Annotated in this window: 19 protein-coding genes; 7 read left to right on the forward strand and 12 right to left on the reverse strand. The window is 35.9% G+C overall.

The annotated features are described in order from the left end of the window. Positions 1-10: 10 nt before the first annotated feature. Both ilvD and I583_RS09585 read right to left on the reverse strand, forming a co-directional pair. Positions 11-1,702 (reverse strand): dihydroxy-acid dehydratase, encoded by a 1,692-nt coding sequence (ilvD, locus tag I583_RS09580; protein ID WP_010760686.1) that lies wholly within the window; start codon positions 1,700-1,702, stop codon positions 11-13. Between the two features lie 567 nt (positions 1,703-2,269). Beyond that, positions 2,270-2,785 carry a hypothetical protein gene (locus I583_RS09585; protein WP_010760685.1) on the reverse strand — a complete coding sequence of 172 codons (516 nt, stop codon included), beginning with the start codon at positions 2,783-2,785 and terminating at the stop codon, positions 2,270-2,272. A 237-nt stretch (positions 2,786-3,022) separates the two neighbouring features. Between I583_RS09585 and I583_RS09590 the strand changes: the two genes are divergently transcribed. The 4 genes from I583_RS09590 to I583_RS09610 all read left to right on the forward strand — a co-directional run bounded on the left by I583_RS09590 (position 3,023) and on the right by I583_RS09610 (position 6,556). Next, entirely contained in the window at positions 3,023-3,499 is a 477-nt protein-coding gene (locus I583_RS09590) for a TM2 domain-containing protein (protein WP_010760684.1), read from the forward strand. Positions 3,500-3,827: 328 nt separating this feature from the next. Beyond that, a complete protein-coding gene (locus tag I583_RS09595) occupies positions 3,828-5,012 on the forward strand; it encodes an IS110 family RNA-guided transposase (RefSeq protein ID WP_010760683.1) in 1,185 nt (394 codons plus the stop codon). Positions 5,013-5,330: 318 nt separating this feature from the next. After that, a complete protein-coding gene (gene clpP / locus I583_RS09605; RefSeq protein WP_010760682.1) occupies positions 5,331-5,927 on the forward strand; it encodes an ATP-dependent Clp endopeptidase proteolytic subunit ClpP in 597 nt (198 codons plus the stop codon). Between the two features lie 107 nt (positions 5,928-6,034). Further along, positions 6,035-6,556 (forward strand): DsbA family protein, encoded by a 522-nt coding sequence (locus tag I583_RS09610; RefSeq protein ID WP_010760681.1) that lies wholly within the window; start codon positions 6,035-6,037, stop codon positions 6,554-6,556. A 14-nt stretch (positions 6,557-6,570) separates the two neighbouring features. Here the strand turns inward: I583_RS09610 and I583_RS09615 are convergent, their stop codons facing one another. From I583_RS09615 to uvrB, 7 genes are all read right to left on the reverse strand, one after another. Next, entirely contained in the window at positions 6,571-6,813 is a 243-nt protein-coding gene (locus I583_RS09615; RefSeq protein WP_244264866.1) for a hypothetical protein, read from the reverse strand. A gap of 6 nt (positions 6,814-6,819) precedes the next feature. Then, entirely contained in the window at positions 6,820-7,755 is a 936-nt protein-coding gene (whiA, locus tag I583_RS09620) for a DNA-binding protein WhiA (RefSeq protein ID WP_010760679.1), read from the reverse strand. Positions 7,756-7,786: 31 nt separating this feature from the next. Beyond that, positions 7,787-8,785 carry a gluconeogenesis factor YvcK family protein gene (locus I583_RS09625; RefSeq protein WP_010760678.1) on the reverse strand — a complete coding sequence of 333 codons (999 nt, stop codon included), beginning with the start codon at positions 8,783-8,785 and terminating at the stop codon, positions 7,787-7,789. After that, a complete protein-coding gene (gene rapZ, locus I583_RS09630; RefSeq protein ID WP_010760677.1) occupies positions 8,782-9,666 on the reverse strand; it encodes an RNase adapter RapZ in 885 nt (294 codons plus the stop codon). Before rapZ ends, I583_RS09625 begins: the two co-directional genes overlap by 4 nt. 387 nt (positions 9,667-10,053) lie before the next feature. Further along, on the reverse strand, positions 10,054-10,260 hold the full coding sequence (locus I583_RS09635) for a hypothetical protein (protein ID WP_010760676.1): 207 nt from the start codon (positions 10,258-10,260) through the stop codon (positions 10,054-10,056). A gap of 440 nt (positions 10,261-10,700) precedes the next feature. Continuing rightward, a complete protein-coding gene (gene uvrA, locus I583_RS09640) occupies positions 10,701-13,517 on the reverse strand; it encodes an excinuclease ABC subunit UvrA (RefSeq protein ID WP_010760675.1) in 2,817 nt (938 codons plus the stop codon). A gap of 37 nt (positions 13,518-13,554) precedes the next feature. Further along, positions 13,555-15,549, reverse strand: a complete 1,995-nt coding sequence (gene uvrB / locus I583_RS09645; RefSeq protein ID WP_010760674.1) for an excinuclease ABC subunit UvrB — start codon at positions 15,547-15,549, stop codon at positions 13,555-13,557. A 444-nt stretch (positions 15,550-15,993) separates the two neighbouring features. On the opposite strand from uvrB, the gene I583_RS09650 reads away from it, so the two are divergent. From I583_RS09650 to I583_RS09660, 3 genes are all read left to right on the forward strand, one after another. Next, entirely contained in the window at positions 15,994-18,150 is a 2,157-nt protein-coding gene (locus I583_RS09650; RefSeq protein WP_010760673.1) for an amino acid ABC transporter substrate-binding protein/permease, read from the forward strand. Position 18,151: 1 nt separating this feature from the next. After that, a complete protein-coding gene (locus I583_RS09655) occupies positions 18,152-18,889 on the forward strand; it encodes an amino acid ABC transporter ATP-binding protein (RefSeq protein WP_010760672.1) in 738 nt (245 codons plus the stop codon). A gap of 122 nt (positions 18,890-19,011) precedes the next feature. Next, positions 19,012-20,115 (forward strand): SLC13 family permease, encoded by a 1,104-nt coding sequence (locus I583_RS09660; RefSeq protein ID WP_010760671.1) that lies wholly within the window; start codon positions 19,012-19,014, stop codon positions 20,113-20,115. Between the two features lie 75 nt (positions 20,116-20,190). On the opposite strand, the gene trhO is transcribed toward I583_RS09660, so the two are convergent. The 3 genes from trhO to I583_RS09675 all read right to left on the reverse strand — a co-directional run bounded on the left by trhO (position 20,191) and on the right by I583_RS09675 (position 23,301). Then, the gene (trhO, locus tag I583_RS09665) at positions 20,191-21,132 is read right to left on the reverse strand and encodes an oxygen-dependent tRNA uridine(34) hydroxylase TrhO (protein ID WP_010760670.1); all 942 of its coding nucleotides are present in this window, start codon (positions 21,130-21,132) and stop codon (positions 20,191-20,193) included. Between the two features lie 218 nt (positions 21,133-21,350). After that, positions 21,351-21,722 carry a VOC family protein gene (locus tag I583_RS09670; protein ID WP_010760669.1) on the reverse strand — a complete coding sequence of 124 codons (372 nt, stop codon included), beginning with the start codon at positions 21,720-21,722 and terminating at the stop codon, positions 21,351-21,353. A gap of 187 nt (positions 21,723-21,909) precedes the next feature. After that, positions 21,910-23,301: an L-cystine transporter gene (locus I583_RS09675; RefSeq protein WP_010760668.1), complete on the reverse strand. Its 1,392-nt coding sequence runs from the start codon at positions 23,299-23,301 to the stop codon at positions 21,910-21,912. Positions 23,302-23,440 lie beyond the last annotated feature (139 nt).

Genomic DNA, 23,440 nt, shown 5'->3' on the forward strand with positions numbered 1-23,440 from the left:
CTTCCCTCCTCTAGTCTAGCAAATCTTCTGGAATCTGCATGATTCCCCCAGTATGAGCTGAAGTAACTAACGCCGTATATCGAGCTAAGTATCCTGTTTTTACTTTCGCCTTGAATTTTGGCAATTGGTCATTTCTTTTCGCCAACTCTTCATCTGAAACATGTAATTCTAGTGTTCGATTTATTAAATCAATTTCAATCTCATCACCATCTCTGACTAAAGCGATTGGGCCACCTGCAGCAGCTTCTGGAGAAATATGTCCTACCGCTATTCCTCTGGTCGCGCCTGAAAAACGTCCATCTGTAATTAAAGCAACATCTTTTCCTAAACCACGCCCAACGATACTAGAGGTTGGTGCCAACATTTCCGGCATACCAGGCCCACCTTTTGGTCCTTCATAACGAATAACTACAACATGTCCTTTTTTAACAGTATGATCATCTATTGCTGCAACAGCTTCATCATGAGAGCTAAAACAAATCGCTTTACCTACAAATTTTTTGATAGATGGATCCACTCCGCCAACTTTGATTACGCTGCCTTTTGGTGCAATATTTCCATACAATATTGATAATCCACCTACTGGGCTGTACGGATTCTCTTTTAGATGAATAACTTCTTCATTTTTGATTACAGCATCCTGAACATTTTCACGAATCGTTTTTCCAGTAACTGTAATCCGGTCTGGATGGATTGCATTGCCTAAGTCTACTAACTCCTTCATGATTGCTGGCACGCCTCCTGCTTCATGAACATCATGCATTGAATAAGCGGATGATGGGGCAATTTTTGATAGATAAGGAACACGTTCAGCAATCGCATTAACTTCTTCTAAGTTGTAATCGATCTCTGCTTCATTGGCAATCGCTAATGTATGCAAAACAGTATTAGTTGACCCCCCCATTGCCATATCTAATGCAAACGCATCATCGATTGCTTCTTTCGTAATGATATCTCTTGGTTTGATTTGTTTTTTGACTAGATCCATCAAATGAAAAGCTGATTGTCGAACAAGTTCTCTACGTTCATCTGATACTGCTAAGATTGTTCCATTTCCAGGTAATGCCATTCCTAAAACTTCCATCAAACAGTTCATTGAGTTGGCTGTAAACATTCCGGCACATGAGCCACAAGTCGGACAAGCATTTTGTTCCATAAAATTGAATTCTTCTTCTGTCATTTTGCCTTCTTTAAAGGTGCCAACGGCTTCAAACATATTCGAAAGCGTCAAGGTATGTCCTGTTGGATCAAGTCCAGCTTTCATTGGACCTCCTGAACAAAAAATTGCTGGTACATTCGTTCGGACACTTGCCATTAGCATTCCTGGAGTGATTTTGTCACAGTTAGGAATATAGAATACGCCATCAAACCAATGTGCATTTATCACGGTCTCTGCAGCATCCGCAATGATTTCTCTACTGGGTAATGAATAACGCATACCAATATGTCCCATCGCAATGCCGTCATCTACACCGATCGTATTGAATTCAAAAGGAATTCCTCCAGCTTCACGAATCGCCTCTTTAGCAACATCCGCTAACTCTCTTAAATGAACATGTCCTGGAACTATATCAATATAAGAATTACAAATTGCTATAAACGGTTTGTTCATATCTTTAGCATTTTTCACTTGCCCAGTTGCATAAAGCAAGCTTCTGGCGGGAGCCGCCTCGATTCCTTTTTTGATTTTATCACTACGCATTTTTCATCCACTCCAATTCAGTTATCTCCAGAAGATCTCTTTTTTGCTTCTTCTGATTCATTTTCTTATTTACTCTGCTCGACTCTTTATAAAACTTTCTACAAAAAAAGCACCCCATCAATTGAATGGGATGCTTTAGTAAGACCCCCATTTACCAAAGACAAACAGGACTCTAACATCTGCGAAATTTCTCAGTGTTCTAAGTCCTACACGATAAAATAATGACTAATACGTGATTGTTGTTTGTCTTTTGCATGGCAATGGTCTCCTTTTTATAAAAAAAATCTACAAAGATTAAAATAGCATGTGATAAATAAAAGCTTTTGTTAACTATATACCTAATAAATGAGAATGTCAATAAAATTCGATAAAAATATTCAGAAAATTCTAAAAACGTTTGTATTTACTTTTTTACTTATTGTTTATTATTTTCGTAACAATTAAAATCAAACGATTTTAGTATTATATTTCTCTCTTATAATTCAAATCATTCCTCAGCATTTCCACATTATAAATTAAAAACAGCTGCTGCTCGTTTTTGCTTGAGCAGCAGCTGTTTAAAATATCTTAGCCTCTTTGGAAATAATATAGAGGCTTATGTGTCAAACGTTTCATTTGTCTTTTTTTATCTTCAATAATCGACAGTAACTCTTCTGAAAAACTTTCTAAGATAACTCGGCCGCCTTTATACGTACTTCCTCCCATTGAGATCACTTCATCAGGCGTTAAGATGACTTTTCTATGAGCGATTTTTTTGAAGAACTCTTCAATCAAATAGGTCGGTAAGTAAAAATTATTTTGAGCCGAAAAAGATTCTAAATAGATAAAATCATCAATACTGATATAACAATCATCCATCGATATAAAATTCACGGATTTATCTACATATATATCTCTTTTCTGTAAAATCTCATTGATTTTTTTATTCAAAAGATTCAACGTTTCTATTTCTTTAACAAAATTTTCTAGTTCTCGGTAACGTACTGATTTACGTTGCTCATACGTTACACTTAGCGCAACACCAATTGATGCAATAACTGCACCAACTAACACACCAGTCATACCTGCGATAAAAACAACCATTCGGATTCCCTCACTCTTTTCATTCTTGTTTTTTTAGTATAACATACTCTTTCACAAGCGTAAAAAAATATGGTAAAAAGACTAGTATACATTTTCCCATACTAAAAAAAATCACGCCTTTATACATTATTACTACGCTTAATGGTTAGAATATACTTTATGGCTCTAGATAACTATTTCTTTTGATGCTATAATATAACAGTAATAATATTATAAACAAAAAGTGGGGAAATAGTTATGGGGAAGAAAGTTATTAAATTAGATTTTGATGATGTAGTTATTGCTAATGAAGATGGGAGCACAACACGAGCATTGTATGAATGGTTTAATTTCAAGCCAGAAGTCGGTGACCTTGTTGATGTATTCGAAGATGGTGATGAATTAATCATCCACAAAACAGAAAAAACTGCAAGTGCAACAGAAAATTTACAAGACAAAATCAATATCAATATTGTCAATGAAAATAACAATTCACAATCAGTGGGCGGCTACGTGCAACATGGTAGAGTAGTCAATAAATGGATTTATTTCATATTAGCATTTTTCTTAGGTGGAATTGGTATTCACAAATTCTACTCTGGTTTTACTGGAAAAGGAATTATGTATCTTGTATTCAGTTGGACAATGATTCCTGTAATCATTGCATTTTTCACATCAATTGCTACTTTGCTTAAACCTGCAGATCAAAATGGAAACATTGTTGTAACTTCATAATAGTTGAAGATAAAGGGGTTGGGACAAACACTCATGAGGGCTACCGCCCTCACCAAACAGAATGAAAATAAAGTGATCGACCTACAGGCTATTTCCTGTCATACTAGAGATGACAGAAGTGGCTTGTAGGTCGATCGCTTATTGAGGTTCTTCTCCAAGTAACCTTGAGGGACAAACTAGATCATTCTACTTATTTGCTCCTGCGGTTACTCGTCGCACGAAAAGACCTGCACCAATCATTAGGTCGTAGAACCTGCGTATAAAAATAAATTGTTTCTATAAGTAGAATAGCCTCTTCTGTACTTTTTTTCAAGGAGGAATGTTGAAAATGGAAGATGTACTTCGTTCTTGTTGTGCTGGATTAGACATCCATCAAAAAGTAATTGTTGCGTGTATTATTCGTTCTGCTGAAGGGAAAAAACGCCCAGAAAAATTCTTTGGTAGTTTTGATACGACAACTCGTGGTCTTTTTGACTTATCTGATTGGTTGACTTCTTACGAAGTCACACACATAAGCATGGAAAGCACGGGTGTTTATTGGAAATGTGTCTGGCGAATTTTACAAAATCATTTTGATTTACAGTTGGCGAATCCTCGCCACATCAAAAATATTCCAGGAAAAAAAACGGATATGAAAGATGCGGAATGGATTGCTCGTCTCACTCGATTAGGAGTCGTTCCTACAAGTTTTGTTCCACCAGAACCTATTCAGGAATTGAGAGACTTAACACGTTATCGCAAGCACTTAGTAGAAGATCTGAATCGAGAAAAAAATCGGGGGCACATGGTCCTGCAGAATGCTGGAATCAAATTAACCTCAGTGATTAAAGATATCTATGGAAAATCTGGCAGAGCCTTACTCTATGCCTTAATTGAAAATATACCAATCACAGAGTCACTCATTCTCGAGTGTGTGTACACTACCTTACGCAGAAAAGTGCCTCAATTGCTTGAATCCCTAGAAGGATTTATGACACCTCATTATCGTAAAATGTTAGCTCTTCATCTCACTCAAATTGAGTGCTTAGAAAAACAACTAGTAGAAGTCGAAGAAACAATCAACGATTATCTCGTTCCTTATGAAGAATACGTAGAACGTTTGGAGGAAATCCCAGGAATCAATCGAAGAACAGCGGCAGTTGTACTCGCAGAAGTGGGGATAGATATGTCTGTTTTCCCGACATCTGGACATTTGGCTTCATGGGCAGGAGCGAGTCCAGGAAACAATCAAAGTGCTGGAAAGAATCGAAGTAAACGGGTAGGAAAAGGAAATTCTTACCTAAAGAAGGTCTTAGCGCAAGGAGCACTAGCAGTTTCCCAAGGGAAACCCAATCGAATCCAAGCATTTTTCTTTCGGGTAAGAAGAAATGCTGGACATAAAAAATCGGTTGTTGCGACCGTTCATTTATTAATACGTATCATTTATCGGATGTTTTCCGATCAGTCCCGCTATAATGAACTTGGAGAAAGTTATTTACAAAATAGAAAGAACACTCTAACAAATAACTGTTGAAGCGTTCTAGACCAATTTTAGCTAACTACGGTTTCAGTAGGAGGTAGCTTTTTTTTGTTTTTTTACAGTATTAGTTTTCGTATAAGAAGCTTATTTCTGAAGGAGTTGCTTCTGATTTCACCATTTATCCGGCTTCCATGTGACTGGGATGTGACTCACAGAGTTATGTCCCAGTCATGTTTTTTAATCGCTCTTTTTTTTTGATTTAGTGCATTAAAGTTGACCTTTATTGACCAATGAAGTATACTTTTTTTAAGCATTAAGGTATGCTTTGTGATAAAATGATTTGAAGAGTTTTTTATATAGGAGGAATATACTATGAATTTAATACCAACAGTCATTGAACAATCATCTCGTGGAGAAAGAGCATATGACATTTATTCACGATTATTAAAAGATAGAATCATCATGTTAAGTGGTCCGATCGATGATAATGTAGCGAACTCAGTCATTGCCCAATTACTATTTTTGGATGCACAGGACTCTGAAAAAGACATCTATATCTATATCAATTCGCCAGGAGGAAGTGTTTCTGCCGGATTAGCAATCTTTGACACAATGAATTTTGTTAAAGCCGATGTGCAAACAATCGTTCTTGGTATGGCAGCTTCTATGGGAAGTTTCTTATTAACTGCTGGTACAAAAGGCAAACGTTTTGCTCTACCTAATGCCGAAATCATGATCCACCAACCACTAGGTGGCGCACAAGGTCAAGCAACTGAGATCGAAATCGCAGCTAAACACATTCTAGATACGCGTGATCGCTTGAATAAAATCTTGGCAGAACGTACTGGTCAACCACTTGAAGTCATTGAACGTGACACAGATCGTGATAACTTTATGACTGCTCAACAAGCAAAAGAATACGGTTTGATCGATGAAGTAATGGAAAACAGTAGCTCTTTAAGCAAATAATAACTTCTATGTCCAAAATTTCTTTTGAAAATTTTGGGCATTTTTATTTAAACTAAAAGCGAAAAGAGCTACACTTAGAACAGAAGATATGAAAGGATGATACTAAAATGGATATTTCAGTTATCGATGCAACAAAAGTTACAACAAAAAATGGTTTAGCAATTGGGAGCGATTCAGCACCCGTGAAAATGGTTGAATTTATGAATGTTCGCTGTCCGTATTGTAAAAAATGGTTTGAGGAATCGTTTGATTTATTGAATGAGTATGTCAAAGAAGGGGAAGTTCAACGAATCATCAAACTTTTAGATAAAGATAAAGAAAGTTTGCAACGCGGTAATGTGATGCATCATCATATCAACTACGATTTGCCAGAAAAAGGCCTGACTGATTTGAAACAAATGTATGATACACAAGATCAATGGGGAAATCTTTCTTTAGAAGATGTAGCAGTATTTGCTGAAGATAATTTACAACTACCTAAAAAAGAGGTACCTGCAATTGTCCAATCAGTGATTGAGGAAGCAACAGCTGCAAATATCAAATTTGTGCCAACGATCGTGATTGGTGAACATATTTTTGATGAATCAGTTACTAAAGACGAACTGATCAGCTATATAGAAGGTAAATAAAAAATAAGACAAAGCTAATTTGGCTTTGTCTTATTTTTTTTAGCTATCGTATCAGAACTCATTTTCTTTTCTAGTGAAGAATCTTCAATTTCTTTTTCAGCATCTTCGCCAAAACTTAAAATCTTATCCACATCTTCTTTTCCAAGAAAAGTCCCTAGACCTTCTCCAAGTTGTTTGATTTGTCTCATAATAAAATCTTTATCTTCTACGCCCATCATTTCCACCCAGCTCTCTGCTATTGCCTCATAGCAATCCATAAGAAGTTACGCACTTGGTTCTCTTAACTTATCCGCAAATTCATTAATTTTACGAATTCGGTGATTGATTCCTGATTTTGAAATGGCACCTGATGGAATCATTTCCCCTAATTCTTTTAAACTTACTTCTGGATATTCTAATCGTAATTCCGCAATTTCTTGTAATTTTCCCGGTAACGCTGCTAAACCTACTACACTTTCGATATACTGAATATTTTCGATTTGTTTTGATGCTGCATCGATCGTTTTATTAAGATTCGCCGTTTCACAATTGACCAAACGATTCACTGAATTACGCATATCTCGTACGATACGAACATCTTCAAATTTCAGCATCGAATTTGTCGCACCGATCAGTGTTAAAAAATCAGCGATTCGTTCTGCCCCTTTAAGATAGGAAATATAGCCATTACGACGTTCTAATGTTCGCGCATTTAAATCATAATAGTTCAGCATCTGGCAAATATCATCATTGTGTTCTTCGTAAATCGAAAATATTTCCAGATGATAGCGGCTTGTTTCTGGATTGTTGACAGATCCAGAGGCCATAAAAGCTCCTCTCAAATAGGATCTCATTTTTTGTGCATTTCCGATAATATCATCTGATACATGGGTATTAAACATCATTCCATCCAGAATATCTAAATCAGCCAGCACACTTTTCGTATCTTGCTTTAGTCGTACGATATACACATTATTCTTTTTTAATTTCATTTTTTTTCGGACTAATAATTCTGAGCGAACATCATAATGATCTTTTAAAAGAGAATAGATTCGTCTGGCGATCGCTGCATTTTCAGTTTGAACATTCAATACAAATTGCTGATTCACAATACTTAATGAGCCATTCATCCGAATCAAAGCAGCTAATTCTGCTCGTGCATGTTCTCGATGAACCTCTAAAGTTGTCAGCTCTTTTTTTACATCTGCTGCAAAAGACAATCTCCCCACTCCTTTCCCTTGTTCTTACTCATTAATATCTTGCGCCGAATACAATACGGAATAATTCATCCACAACTTTGTCACCATCATGAAAAACACCGCCATCACGTAATTTTAAAAAGTCCGTAGAAATCACACGACAGCCTTCATCTCTCAATGTTTGGAAATCATGTTCTACCTGAACTAAATATTCATCATAAACTTCCGGATCCATATAACCATCAGGGACATTTTCAGTATTGACTAAAACAGTGTCAACAAACTTACTTTTAAGATGTTCGTGCAATACACAAACATGATCAGCATCAGTAAAATGCTCCGTTTCCCCTTTTTGAGTCATAATATTACAAATGTAGACCACTTCACCTTCAGCGTTAATGATTGCTTCTCCGATTTCCTTGATCACTAAGTTAGGTAAAATACTTGTAAACATACTACCAGGCCCTAAAACAATCATATCTGCTTCTTCAATTGCTTTTACAACTTTTCTAGCAGCTTTTGGTTGTTCGTCATCATTAGTGTTCGTTACAAAAACATGATCGATCGTTTTTCGATCAACAGCAATGTTTGATTCGCCAACGGCAATAGATCCATCTTTAAAGACAGCATGCAACGTCAGTGGCCGTTCAGAGGAAGGATAAATATGTCCATCCACATGCATCATTTTTGAAAGTAACTGAATTGCTTCATACGTACTACCACGCATTTCTGAAACAGCTGCAATAATCAAATTTCCAATTGCATGATTGGCAAAATATTTATCTGATTTATCAAAACGATATTGAAAAATATCTTCATAAAGCTGTGGCATATCAGATAAGGCAACTAATACATTGCGCAAATCTCCAGGAGGTGTCATATTCATCGACTCTCGAATTTCACCGCTACTCCCTCCATCATCTGCAACGGTTACCACAGCTGTAATATCCGCACTTTGATTACGCAAACTTTTTAAGATAACAGGTAAGCCAGTCCCTCCACCGACAACAACGATTTTGGGTTTTCTAATACGGTATGTTTTCATTTTCATGAGCGGTTCACCGTCTCTTTACGCTTTCCTTTATCTCGATGGGTAATGTTGACATGATAATCTTGCCCAAGCTCTTTACCTACACGCTCTGTCAACGCAACCGAACGATGCTGTCCACCTGTACAGCCAATAGCGATCGTAATGCTTGATTTGCCTTCTTTTTCATAACCGGGCATCACATTTTTTAACAAATCAATAAATCGCACATAAAAATTTTCTGTTTCTGGAAAACTCATTACATATTCATAGACAGATGGATCTTGTCCTGTCAGTGGTCTTAATTCTGGTATATAATGTGGATTTGGTAAAAAACGTACATCCATGACAATATCTGCGTCGATCGGCAATCCGTATTTAAACCCAAACGAAACAAGTTCGACACGAAACTCATGGGTATCTCTTGATTTAAACTCTTCATTGATTCTTTCTCGCAATTGCCTAGGTGATAAATCAGTCGTATCGATCACAACTTGAGCATCTCCTCTGATTTCTTCAAGAATCGCCCGCTCTTTTCTGATTCCTTCTGTAATCAGACCATCCATCGCTAGTGGATGAGCACGACGCGTTTCTTTATAACGAGAAACAAGTTCTTCATCAGTCGCATCTAAAAACATAATCGTTGTATCGATCAGATTTGTATTTTCAAGTTCTACCAACATATCTTGAATTTCTCTAAAGAAATTTCGAGAACGTAAATCAATCACCAAAGCGATTTTCGTTACTTTCCCAGATTCTTTGATCAACTCCCAAAACTTAGGAATCAAACTTGGGGGCATATTATCAATACAAAAATACCCCATATCTTCAAAACTTTGAATAGCTACAGTTTTTCCTGCTCCGCTCATTCCAGTGATTATAACTAATTGTAAATTATCAGCCATTTTTTCGCACTCCTTTGGAAACATTTTACTAATTATAGCATCCCGGGCGTATCAAAGAAAGCTTTTCAAACAATTCTAGTCTTTCATTCATACTTTCTTAGGAATTTATAGGTTCGAATAAGTTCTTTGATATTAAAATTCAAATACATCTGGATTTAACTTTAACAATGAATATTTAGCTATTTATAAAAAACACAAATAATAATAAATGTTATTGAAATAAAACAAGCATTATATTCATATAATATATAGATAAAAAGACTAAAATAAACGTTTAAAGTTTATTTTAGTCTTTTTTTGTTTATTAGTTTTTTTGATACTATATATAATGATTTATTAAGGGTTACTCAACCTATGTTAGCATACTCAACCCCAAATCTTTAAAAACTATGCATTTTCAATAACGTCAAAATAAGCTAAGTTCAAAACAGGATCATCACAATTTATGACTGGACGATCTGTAGGATGGCATTTAACAACTCTAACTTGTACATCTTCTTCTTTTTTGGAGATGGCCTCTCCTACAAAAAACCAAGAAAAATTTGATCCATGACAAACATAATGCTCACCAATTTTTACTTCTCTCTTTTCCAAGAAAAAATCATCCTTTCATACTCTTTTGATAATTATAGAATATCATGTTTTTCCGATAAATATCATTCAACTTACGTATAGATACTTTCTTTTTTTGACTATTTTTAGATTAAAGTGATTAAAAAACATAAGTTTTTATTTATTTTATTATTTTTCTCTCATTTTCATTTCCCATACCTTTTACTATATTTTTTTCCACTGTATTATAAAACTTTTAAAACAAAAAAAAGACAACCTTCATTAGAAGGCTGCGCTTTTCTCTTTTGAACGGATTATTTATAGAAGGAAAGATATATACCAATTAGGTTGAACAATATATCTATCTGACTGTGATTTTACTTCAATATTACGAAGAAATCAATAGTAATAGATAATTTTTATTCAAACTTCATTCTTTCTTTAAAAACAGTGATAATACTTTCAAAATGGAGTATACCAATTTATAAAACTCGTTTTAAATATTTTCCAGTGTAGCTTGCTTTGACTTTAGCAATTTCTTCTGGTGTTCCTGTTGCAACAATTGTTCCTCCACCGTCTCCACCTTCTGGACCCAAATCAATTACATGGTCTGCTGACTTTATTACATCCAAATTGTGTTCAATAACAAGTACAGTATTCCCAGCTTCAACAAGTCTTTCTAATACAACTAACAAGCGAGCAATATCATCCGTATGCAATCCTGTTGTCGGTTCATCTAAGATATAGAAATTCTTACCGTTAGAATTTTTATGAAGTTCACTTGCCAGTTTCATTCGTTGTGCTTCTCCACCAGATAATGTAGTGGCCGGCTGTCCTAATGTGACATACCCTAAGCCTACATCGACGATTGTTTTCAATTTACGATGGATCTTAGGGATATGTTGAAAGAACTCTACTGCATCTTCCACTGTTAGATCTAAGATATCAGAAATATTTTTTCCTTTATAGTGAACTTCTAGTGTTTCAGAATTGTAACGTTTGCCATGACAAACTTCACATGGAACATAAACATCTGGTAAAAAATGCATTTCGATCTTAATTATTCCATCCCCACGACAGGCTTCACAACGGCCGCCTTTTACATTAAAGCTAAAGCGTCCTTTTTTATACCCACGAACTTTTGCTTCATTCGTTTTGGCAAATAAATCACGGATATCATCAAAAACACTTGTATATGTTGCTGGATTACTTCGCGGTGTACGACCAATCGGGCTTTGATCGATATCAATGATTTTTTCTATATTATTGTAACCAGTGATACTTTTGTGTTTTCCTGGTTTATTGGAATTACGATTGATTTTTTGTGCTAAGGCTTTTTTCAAGATTTGATTCACTAAGGTACTCTTCCCGGATCCAGAAACCCCAGTGACTGCCACAAACTCTCCTAATGGAAATTCAACCGTGACATTTTTCAAGTTGTTTTCCGTTGCACCTGTCACTTTGATTTTTTTGCCATTGCCTTTACGACGCTCTTTAGGAACAGGGATTACTTTTTTCCCAGAAAGATATTGACCTGTTAATGAATTAGGATTTTTTGCTACTTCATCTGGAGTTCCTGAAGCAACGATTTCTCCACCTAAATGTCCAGCTCCAGGTCCTACATCGATTAAATAGTCAGATGCTCGCATCGTGTCTTCATCGTGTTCAACAACGATCAGTGTATTACCTAAATCACGCATTTTCTTAAGTGACTCGATCAAACGGTCATTATCCCGCTGGTGTAGTCCAATCGATGGTTCATCTAAAATATATAAGACACCAGATAAATTTGAACCAATCTGGGTTGCTAAACGAATTCTCTGAGCTTCTCCACCTGATAATGTTCCTGCTGCACGACTCAAAGTTAAATAATCTAGCCCAACATTTTTTAAAAAGTTCAAACGATCTTCTACTTCTTTTAAGATTGGTTTTGCAATCATTTGCTCTTGTTCAGACAATTTAACCGTTTCAAAAAATTGAACCGCATTTTTGATTGCTAATTGACTGACTTGACCGATATTTGTATTATCTATTTTGACTGATAGAGCTTGCGGATTCAAGCGATATCCTTTACATGTTTGACAAGTTAATTCAGTCATATATAAACGCATTTGGTCACGAGTAAAGTCACTATTTGTTTCATGGTAACGACGTTTGATATTGGTTAAAACACCTTCAAATGGTACTTCTACATCACGTACTCCACCAAAATCATTCTCATAATGGAAATGGAAAGGTTCACCATTTGAACCATTTAAAATAATATCCTGATGTTCTTCTGGTAGCTCATTAAATGGGGTATCCATATCAATGTTAAAACTATCTGCTGCTTGTTCCAGCATTTGCGGATAATATTGAGAGCTGATTGGATTCCAAGGAGCAACCGCTCCTTCACGCAAGGTTTTGGTGGGATCAGGAATAACTAGATCACGATCGACTTCTAATTTAATTCCTAATCCATCACAATCAGGACAAGCGCCAAATGGGGCATTAAAAGAAAACAATCTTGGTTCTAATTCTCCCACTGTAAAGCCACAATAGGGACAAGCGTAATGTTCACTGAAAAGCATTTCTTCCCCGTCAATCACATCTACTAACGCATAACCATCAGCTAATCGTAATGCAGCTTCAAATGAATCAAACAAACGAGAACGGATTCCTTCTTTTACGACGATTCGGTCTATGACGATCGCAATATCGTGTTTTTTATTTTTCTCAAGTTCAGGAGCTTCTGTTACATCATACGTTTCTCCATCAACCCGCATCCGTACATAGCCTTCACGTTGAATCATTTCAAAGACTTTTTTATGTTGCCCTTTTTTCTTAACAATTACAGGTGCTAAAACTTGAAGTTTAGTTTTTTCTGGCAGCTCCAACACTTTATCTACCATTTGCTCAACAGATTGACTCGTAATTTCAGTACCATCGTTAGGACAAATTGGGTGCCCGACACGAGCGAATAAAAGTCTTAGATAATCATTGATTTCAGTCACTGTACCAACAGTTGATCTAGGATTTTTACTCGTTGTTTTTTGATCGATAGAAATTGCTGGACTCAGTCCGTCAATACTGTCCACATCAGGTTTATCCATTTGACCTAAGAATTGTCTAGCATAGGCTGAAAGACTCTCTACATAGCGACGCTGACCTTCAGCATATAATGTATCAAAAGCCAATGAACTTTTCCCAGAACCTGATAAACCTGTAACTACAACCATTTTGTCACGAGGAATCGTAACATCTATATTTTTTAAATTATGAGCGCGTGCGCCATGAATGACGATTTTATCATTTGCCATTATTTATCTCCTTTGCTGTGAAACACAGCCACTGTTTTTATTCCGCTGCTTTCAACTCCAAAATCGTATCTCTTAAAGTCGCTGCAGTTTCAAAGTCTAATGCTTTAGCCGCATCCCGCATTTCTTTTTCTAATTTCATCAATAAATCAGCTTTTTCTTGACGACTCAATTCATGATACGATTTGTCGATCTTGATTGTTTCGCCCTTTTCATTTGTTTTAGAAATTGAGATCAACTCGCGAATTTCTTTAATGATTGTTTTTGGTGTAATGCCATGTTCTTCGTTGTATTTTTCTTGGATCGAACGACGACGTGCGGTTTCATCCATTGCTTTTTGCATCGAATCAGTAATTTTATCTGCATACATAATGACGCGGCCATCGGAGTTACGAGCAGCACGTCCAATTGTCTGGATCAATGAGCGTTCACTTCTCAAGAAGCCTTCTTTATCTGCATCCAAAATCGCAATCAATGATACTTCTGGTACATCCAATCCTTCACGAAGCAAGTTGATTCCTATCAGCACATCAAATTCACCTAAACGTAAATCGCGAATGATTTCCGTTCGTTCTAGCGTTTTGATATCACTATGAAGATATTTAACTTTAATACCTAGTTCTTTAAGGTAGTCTGTTAAATCTTCAGACATTTTTTTCGTTAACGTGGTAATAAACACACGTTGATCTTTTTCTACACGATCATGGATTTCTCCCACTAAATCATCGATTTGTCCCATAATCGGACGAACTTCAATCAACGGATCTAACAATCCCGTTGGTCGGATGATCTGTGGTATCACGGTATCTGTTTGTTCATATTCATAAGGTCCAGGAGTCGCAGAAACATACACGACTTGGTGGACGTGTTTTTCAAATTCTTCTAATCGTAATGGTCGATTATCCAAAGCACTCGGCAAACGGAAACCATAGTCTACTAGCATTTGTTTTCTAGCCCGGTCACCATTATACATCCCGCGAATTTGAGGCATTGATACATGGGACTCATCGATCACGAGTAAAAAATCATCTGGGAAGAAGTCGATCAATGTATACGGTGGTTCTCCTTCTGATCGGCCGTCCATATGACGAGAATAATTTTCAATACCAGACGTGTAGCCCATTTCTCTCATCATCTCGATATCATAATTAGTCCGTTGTTCTAAACGTTGTGCTTCCAACAATTTATTTTCACTGCGTAAGACTGTTAGACGCGCCTCTAATTCTTCTTGAATTTGCGAAATGGCATGTTCCATATGATCATCATTGGTCACAAAGTGAGTCGCAGGGAAAATCGCTACATGTTCAGTCTCACCGATTACTTCGCCTGTTAAAGCGTCCACTTCTCTTATTCGTTCAATTTCATCCCCAAAAAATTCAACTCTTAAAGCATGATCATCTCTTGAAGCAGGGAAAATCTCAACTACATCACCCCGTACACGAAAGCGACCGCGCTGAAAATCAATATCATTTCGCTCAAATTGAATATTTACGAGATCTGTTAACAGCTGACTTCGATCCATTTCCATACCTACACGAATAGAAACTACCTGTTCACTATACTCCTTAGGGTCCCCTAAACCAAAAATACATGATACAGAGGCAACGACGATCACATCATTTCTTTCTAATAAAGAACTTGTCGCTGAATGCCGTAGTTTGTCGATTTCATCGTTGATACTAGCGTCTTTTTCTATATATGTATCACTTGAAGGAACATATGCTTCAGGTTGATAATAGTCATAATAACTAACAAAATACTCGACCGCGTTATTAGGGAAGAATTCTTTAAATTCTCCATAAAGCTGTCCAGCTAATGTCTTATTATGAGCAATCACCAATGTTGGTTTGTTCACTTCCGTTATTACATTGGAAATCGTAAATGTTTTACCGGTTCCTGTCGCACCCAATAAAATTTGTGCTTTTTCCCCGCCTTCGATTCCTTCAACTAACTTTTTAATTGCTTCTGGCTGATCCCCATCCGGCTTATATTTTGATACTAAGTCAAATGTATTGGAGGTCTCTCTTTCTATCATCCAACATCCTCCTCTTACTTCATTATTTGTGGATTCAATTCAATGTAAACAACGGTCAAATCAGCTGATGTATAACGCATCTAGCTATGGTAATACACCTCTTTTGACTTTGATGATTCATGCTATTTATAAGAATTTACAACCTTAAAATTGAAAAGAAACTCCTACAATTATTTTAACATACCGAACATATTTTCGCTAGTTTTAGAATACCTTGCGTATACGCAATTTTTACTAATTTATATTTTATTTAACCTTTTGTTTGGGTCTATTTAGTTCGAATGAATAGTATGAGTATCCAGTTATCACAACTCGGATATGTCATATAACGTGACACAAAATGTTAGGAAATGATTTTTTTTTAACTTTCTCGTTGTGAATGACTTGTGTTTTAGCCTTTTTTTACTATATAATTATCCAATATGCAAATATAGGAGGTATTTTATGAAAAGGAAACACTTTATACTGTCATTCATTGTAATGATGGCAAGTCTACTGACATTTACCCTTGGGCAGAATGCTCAGGCTGAGGAAAAAACATATAATATAGGAACGGATTTGACTTTTGCTCCCTTTGAGTTCCAGGATTCTAAAGGAGAATATGTCGGAATCGATGTTGATTTGCTTCATGCAATCGCTGAAGATCAGGACTTTAAGGTAAATTTGAAGCCACTTGGGTTTGATAGTGCGATCCAAGCGGTACAATCAAAACAAGTTGACGGTATGATTGCCGGCATGAGTATTACAGATGAGCGTAAAAAATCTTTTGACTTCTCAGAATCTTATTTCGACAGTGGGCTTCAAATGGCAGTCAAAAAAGGCAATGACAAAATCAAAAATTACGAAGACTTAAAAGGAAAAACAGTCGCAGCGAAAGTCGGGACTGAAAGTGCCACTTTCTTAGAGAAAAATCAAGAAAAATACGGCTATACAATTAAAAATTTCGATGATGCTACCGGTCTTTATCAATCACTTGAGAATGGTGAAGCTGATGCAATTTTCGATGACTATCCTGTTTTAGGCTATGCCATAACAAATGGGCAAAAGCTTCAATTAGTCGGTAAAAAAGAAACGGGTAGCTCTTATGGTTTTGCCGTTAAAAAAGGCCAAAATAAAGAATTGATTGAAAAATTCAATGCTGGTTTAAAAGAATTAAAGAGTTCAGGGAAATATGAGGATATTGTAGGGAAATATATTTCTACTGGCTCTGAAACAACTACTACTGATTCTAAAATGGAAAAGATCCAACCTAAAAAAGATACGTATGTGATTGCTAGTGACTCTACATTTGCACCGTTTGAATTTCAAAATGCTGACGGTAAATACGAAGGAATCGATGTTGATTTAGTAGAACGCATCGCTGAGTTACAGGATTTTAATATCGAGTTTAAATTTATAGGATTTAGTTCTGCTGTTCAAGCCGTTGAATCTGGTCAAGCAGATGCTATGATTGCAGGAATGACGATCACAGATGAACGGGAAAAATCATTTGACTTCTCCACGCCTTACTTTAACAGCGGCATTCAAATTGCTGTCAAAAAAGGCAATGACAAAATTCACTCATATGAAGATTTAAAAGACAAAAAAGTTGGTGCTAAAATTGGGACTGAAAGTGCGGATTTCCTTGAAGCCAACAAAGATAAATATGGTTTTTCAATCAAATATTTAGATACAACAGATGCTTTGTACAGTGCTCTTGAAATTGGCGAGATCGATGCAATGATGGATGACTATCCTGTTATCGGTTACGGCGTTGCTCAAAAACAACCCTTAGCTACTCCGATTCCTCGTGAAGAAGGCGGAAAATATGCTTTTGCCGTTAAGAAAGGTAAAAACCCAGAGTTGGTCCAAATGTTCAATGAAGGTTTGGCTGAACTAAAACGAACTGGCGAATACGATGAAATCATCGGAAAATATGTTAAAGATGGTTCTTCAGAAAACAAAGTGGATGAATCAACATTTGTTGGTATGATCCAAAATAACTGGAAACGTCTATTGAGTGGCTTGTGGATGACCATTCAATTAACACTAATTTCATTTATTTTAGCTTTGATCGTCGGTGTGCTTTTCGGATTATTTAGCGCTTCTCCATCAAAAACATTGCGTGTGATTTCTACTATTTACGTTGATATCATTCGTGGTATTCCTTTAATGGTGCTTGCCTTCTTTATCTACTTTGGCTTACCAGGGATTTTAGGGTTCAATATTCCCGTTTTCCTTGCTGGAATCATTACATTAACGTTGAATGCGAGTGCTTATATTTCTGAAATCGTACGTGGCGGTATCAATGCTGTACCCGTTGGCCAAATGGAAGCTTCACGTAGTTTAGGTCTTTCATACAACCGTACGATGCAAAAAATCATTTTACCGCAAGCAATCAAAATTATGATTCCATCATTCGTTAATCAATTTGTTATTTCTTTAAAAGATACAACGATTCTATCTGCAATCGGCTTGATCGAGTTACTTCAAACAGGTAAAATCATCGTTGCTAGAAACTTACAAAGTACAATGGTTTACTTCGTAATTGCAATGATGTATTTGATTTTGATCACAGCCTTAACGAAATTAGCTAAAGTTTTGGAAAAGAAGGTGAAATAATATGGCTGAAAAAATTCTAGTAGAACATTTAGTAAAAAAATATGGTGATAATACCGTTCTTAATGATATCAATGTATCCATTCAAGAAGGCGATGTTGTTTGTGTTATTGGCCCTTCCGGTTCAGGTAAAAGTACCTTTCTTCGTTGTTTGAATCAACTTGAAGAAGCAACTAGCGGCGATATTATAATCGATGGTGCAAATTTAACGGACAAAAACACAAATATCAATAAAGTACGTCAACATATTGGGATGGTTTTCCAACACTTCAACCTATTCCCTCACCTATCAATCATGGAAAATATTACGTTGGCACCTACAGACTTGGGTCGCCTTTCAAAAAAAGAAGCTGAAGAAAAAGCAATCAAGCTTTTAGATACAGTTGGGTTAGCCGATAAAAAAGATAGCTATCCTGAATCATTATCTGGCGGTCAAAAGCAACGTGTAGCCATTGCTCGTGCCTTAGCAATGAATCCGGATATCATGTTATTCGATGAGCCGACTTCTGCACTAGATCCTGAGATGGTCGGCGATGTATTGAATGTTATGAAAAAATTAGCAAAACAAGGAATGACGATGGTCATTGTTACCCATGAAATGGGCTTTGCAAAAGAAGTAGCGAATCGTGTCATGTTTATTGATGGTGGGAATTTCTTAGAGGATGGTACGCCACAGCAAATCTTTGAAAATCCGCAAAATGAACGGACGAAAGATTTCTTGGATAAAGTATTGAATATTTAAAAAGAAAAAATGGATTGCTCTTAATACAGAGTGATTCATTTTTTTAATCTCACTTTATTCTTGAAAATTTACACTTTTTAAAGTAAATTTGAACAGACTATCAACGAAAAGGAGTATTTTTAATGAAGCGATTAACTGCTTTTTTTACCGATGATTTATTATTTACAGTTTCTTTTCTAATTGCTATTATCAGTTGTTATTTTGGGGCCTTCTCTTTAAAATCAATTGATTTCAACGTTATTTTTTGTTTATTTGGTTTGATGCTTTTTGTAAAGAATATTGAAAATCTTGGTATTTTGAACTATTTTGCTGAAAAAATGATTGATTTTTCAGCAACAACACGTAGCTTGATTAGAAATATCGTTTTATTATCATTTATCAGTTCAATGATCCTGACCAACGACGTAGCGATACTAACGTTAATGCCTATTTACTTAACGATCATAAAAAAATTTCCAGCAATGGAAAACAAGATTGCTGGCGCAGTATTACTAATTGTCGCTGCAAATTTAGGTAGTAGCTTTTTCCCATTTGGAAATCCGCAAAATCTTTTTTTATTCTCATTCTATTCTCTTTCAACAGCACAATTTTTTGAATGGGCGTTGCTTCTGCTATTTTCTTCACTTTCTTTTTTATTGATCGCTTTTCTATTTATAAAAAAAAGAACGATTCCCAAACAAAACAGTCCACTTCCAATAATCAATAAGAAAAAAATGTTTTTTTTAAGCCTAACTGGTCTTTTCATCTTGTTCGGTGTATTTAATGTACTTCCTTATTTTATCGTCATCCCCATCGCTGCAATTATCCTAACTATTTATGATAAAGAAATGCTTAGACAAATCGACTATAAATTACTGTGGACGTTTGTATTTTTCTTTATTGCTGTCGGGAATTTTTCTCAAGTAGACATGATTTCAACGTTTATAAAAGAACAATTTACGTCGAATACTCGCACATTTTTTGGAAGTATTCTAGTTAGTCAGATGATTAGTAATGTTCCGGCAGCTATTCTGATTGCACCATTCACAGAACAAGCACAAGCACTTTTTTTTGGAGTGAATGTAGGTGGTTTAGGCACGATCATTGCTTCATTAGCAAATTTGATTGGGTTTAAACTATATAAAGAATATTACCCTGCACAATCAAAAAAGTTTATTTTGCAATTCACTTTAATAAACTTCGTATTTTTGATTTGCTTTGTTCTATTTTTTAGCTTTTTATTGTAAAAAAAGAGGACGAGACAAACACCCATGAGGGCTATAGTCCTCATGGGTGTTTGTGCCACGCTTTCTTATTTTTAATTAGTTAGCAATTGCTTCAAGTCTAGCCTTCACGTCTTGTTCTGAAAGTTCATTTCTCATCACATAGCGATTTGCAGGATGATGGCGACATTCATCTGAACAGCTGCCAAGATACTTCGCTTCATTTTCTTCTGATGCTAAAATTTGTTTATTACAGAAAGGATTTGCACAGTTGATATATCGTTCGCAAGGTGTGCCGTCAAACCAATCTTTACCGATGATTTTTTTATCTACGTGATTGATTTCAACACTGATTCGCTCATCGAAGACGTACATTTTACCATCCCACAACTCGCCTCTTGTTTCTGGATCTTTTCCGTAAACTGCGATACCGCCGTGAAGTTGGGAAACATCTTCAAAGCCTTCTTTCATCAACCAGCCAGAAAATTTCTCACAGCGAATTCCACCCGTACAATAAGTGACAATTTTTTTATCCATAAATTGTTCTTTATTGTCTCTGATCCATTGCGGCAATTCTCTAAAGTTACGAATATCAGGACGAACAGCCCCTCTAAAATGACCTAAATCAAATTCATAATCATTTCTCGCATCGATCACAACAGTGTTTTCATCAAGTAATGCTTCTTTAAATTCAGCTGGTTCTAGATATTTTCCAGTTAATTCTAATGGATTAACATCTTCTTCCAAGCTTAAAGAAACGAGCTCTTTTCTAGGACGAACAAACATTTTATGAAAGGCATTTTCTGGCACTTCATCGATTTTGAAATAGGTATCTTTAAAGCGTTCATCCGCTAACATTGCTTCCATATAAGCATCAGTATCTGCAATCGTTCCTGAAAGTGTGCCATTGATTCCTTCTGTTGCCACTAAAATTCTTCCTTTTAGGTTCAATGATTTACAAAAAGCTAAATGCTCCTTTGCAAATTCTTCTGGGTTTTCAATCGTCGTGTATTTATAATAAAGTAATACGCGGTAATCCATTTTATCTTTCTCCTTTTTCTAAGAAACTGTTTTGCTATCTCCATAATAACTGTACAGTCCCTATTTTATCTTCATACGTATTTAGTATATAAAAAAATAAATAAGAAAAGCGAGCTATTTGCTTGTGTATAAATACACAGATTAAAAAGTACGGTAAAATTAAAACTACCCAAGCTTTCCAAAAAGAAAAGCTTGAGCAGTTAGTATAGACTGACTTATTATTGACCTGATACTGCAAAATAATTCTCATCATTATCAGCAAAGTTAAAAACTAATCCAGTTGGTAATTGAACTAATTCCCCTACTCGTACACCAGCATCTTTCATTTTTTTATATAAATCTATTACATTGTCTGCAAAAAACATCAATGACGGAGTATTACCAGCAACTTCTGGTGAATGTTGTTGAATAAATTCTAAATCGTATAAAACAATCATTGTTTCTGCAGTTTCGCTTGGCGCAATTTCTACTACAAGTGTGCCGTCAACGGCATCTCTTTCTTTTTCGACAAAACCGATTTTTTGCCAGAACTTACTTGATTCCTCAACGTTCGTTACATATAACATTATTTTGATTTGGTTAGTAAACATGGTTTTTGCTCCTCATCTTTTTTTTCATTTTAAATTAAATGCTTTTTCATTATATACTTTTTATCATAGCTTATGGTAAGATTTATGAAAATAAATTTGCTTGAAAAAAAAATAAGACATGATTTTAAAAAATCACATCTTACTTTTCATTAATTAACTATCTTGGGGAAGAAAAGTAGATCACTTCTTATGCATTTTCTTCAATAACTAAATTGCGATCATTCAAAACATCACGATCTAATTCATTGATTCTTGAACTAGTCACAATTCCTGCAACCATGCTATCACTAACGTTAACAGCTGTTCTAGCCATATCAATCAATGGTTCTACAGAAATCACTAATCCAACGATTGCAACTGGTAAATTCATTGATCCTAAAACGATCAATGAAGCAAATGTTGCTCCTCCACCGACACCAGCAACACCAAATGAGCTGATTGTTACGATCGCAACTAACATTAAAATAAATTCTAAACTAAAGACATTGATTCCCACAGTTGGTGCAACGATTGTTGCCAACATCGCAGGATAAACACCAGCACAGCCGTTTTGACCAATCGATAAGCCAAAACTTGCAGCAAAGTTCGCTGTTGCATCATCAACACCTAAGGCTTTGGTTTGTGTTTCAATATTTAAAGGCAATGCTCCGGCACTTGATCTTGACGTAAAAGCAAAACTCAAGACTGGGAATGATTTTTTCAAATAATTCACTGGGTTTACTTTAACTGCAACTAAAATCAATAAATGAACCAGCATTACTATAATCAACGCGGTATAAGAAGCCAGTACAAATTTTCCTAAATTAAGGATCGCATCAAAATCACTTGTTGCAACAACGTTAGTCATCAACGCTAAAACCCCATAAGGCGTTAAACGTAAAACCAAAGTCACGATACGCATCGTGATTTTGTACAAACTATCAATTAGATTTGCAAAAAATTCTGCTTCTTTCGGTGCTTTTCTTTTCACGCCTAAGTATGCAACGCCGACAAATGCAGCAAAGATTACGACACCAATCGTACTTGTTGGACGAGTCCCTGCAAAATCTGCAAAGACATTTCTAGGAATAAAGGCTAAAATTTGTTGAGGAATCGATAAGTTTTCAACGGTTTCCTGTCTCGTTGCAAGTTCTGCAATTCGTGCCGTTTCTGCCGTTCCTTGTGTAAATTTGGCGCCTTGTAGTCCAAACAACATTGTTGTTCCGATACCAATCAACGCAGCCACAGCCGTTGTGCCTAATAATGTTGCTAGCACATTGAAACTAATTTTGCCTAATTGCTTGGATTCTTTCATCTTAGTAAATGCTCCTACGATAGAAACAAAAACCAAGGGGATTACGAGCATTTGTAAAAATGCTACATATCCATTACCTACGATACCGATCCATTCCATTGCTTGCGTTGTGACTTTGTCTTGCGTACCGAATGCGAATTGAATAATTCCACCTAATACAATACCGACACCTAATGCGGCAAAAACACGAGTTGAAAATTTGTAGTGTTTCGTTTGCATACGATAAAAGACATATAACACAGCAAGAAATGCAAGGACCACTAAAACAGTGATGAGTGTTGTCATTTTTTTCCTCCTATATTTTAATTTAAATGACAAGTCCATCAAAGGAAGTAAAGGTTCCCGGGGATCATTCTTCAACGACCCGCCCTAAAAATAAACAATTCATTTTCAGTGATAGATCTATTGTACCTGATTTAAATGG

The organism is Enterococcus haemoperoxidus ATCC BAA-382, assembly GCF_000407165.1.
GTDB lineage: Bacteria > Bacillota > Bacilli > Lactobacillales > Enterococcaceae > Enterococcus_L > Enterococcus_L haemoperoxidus.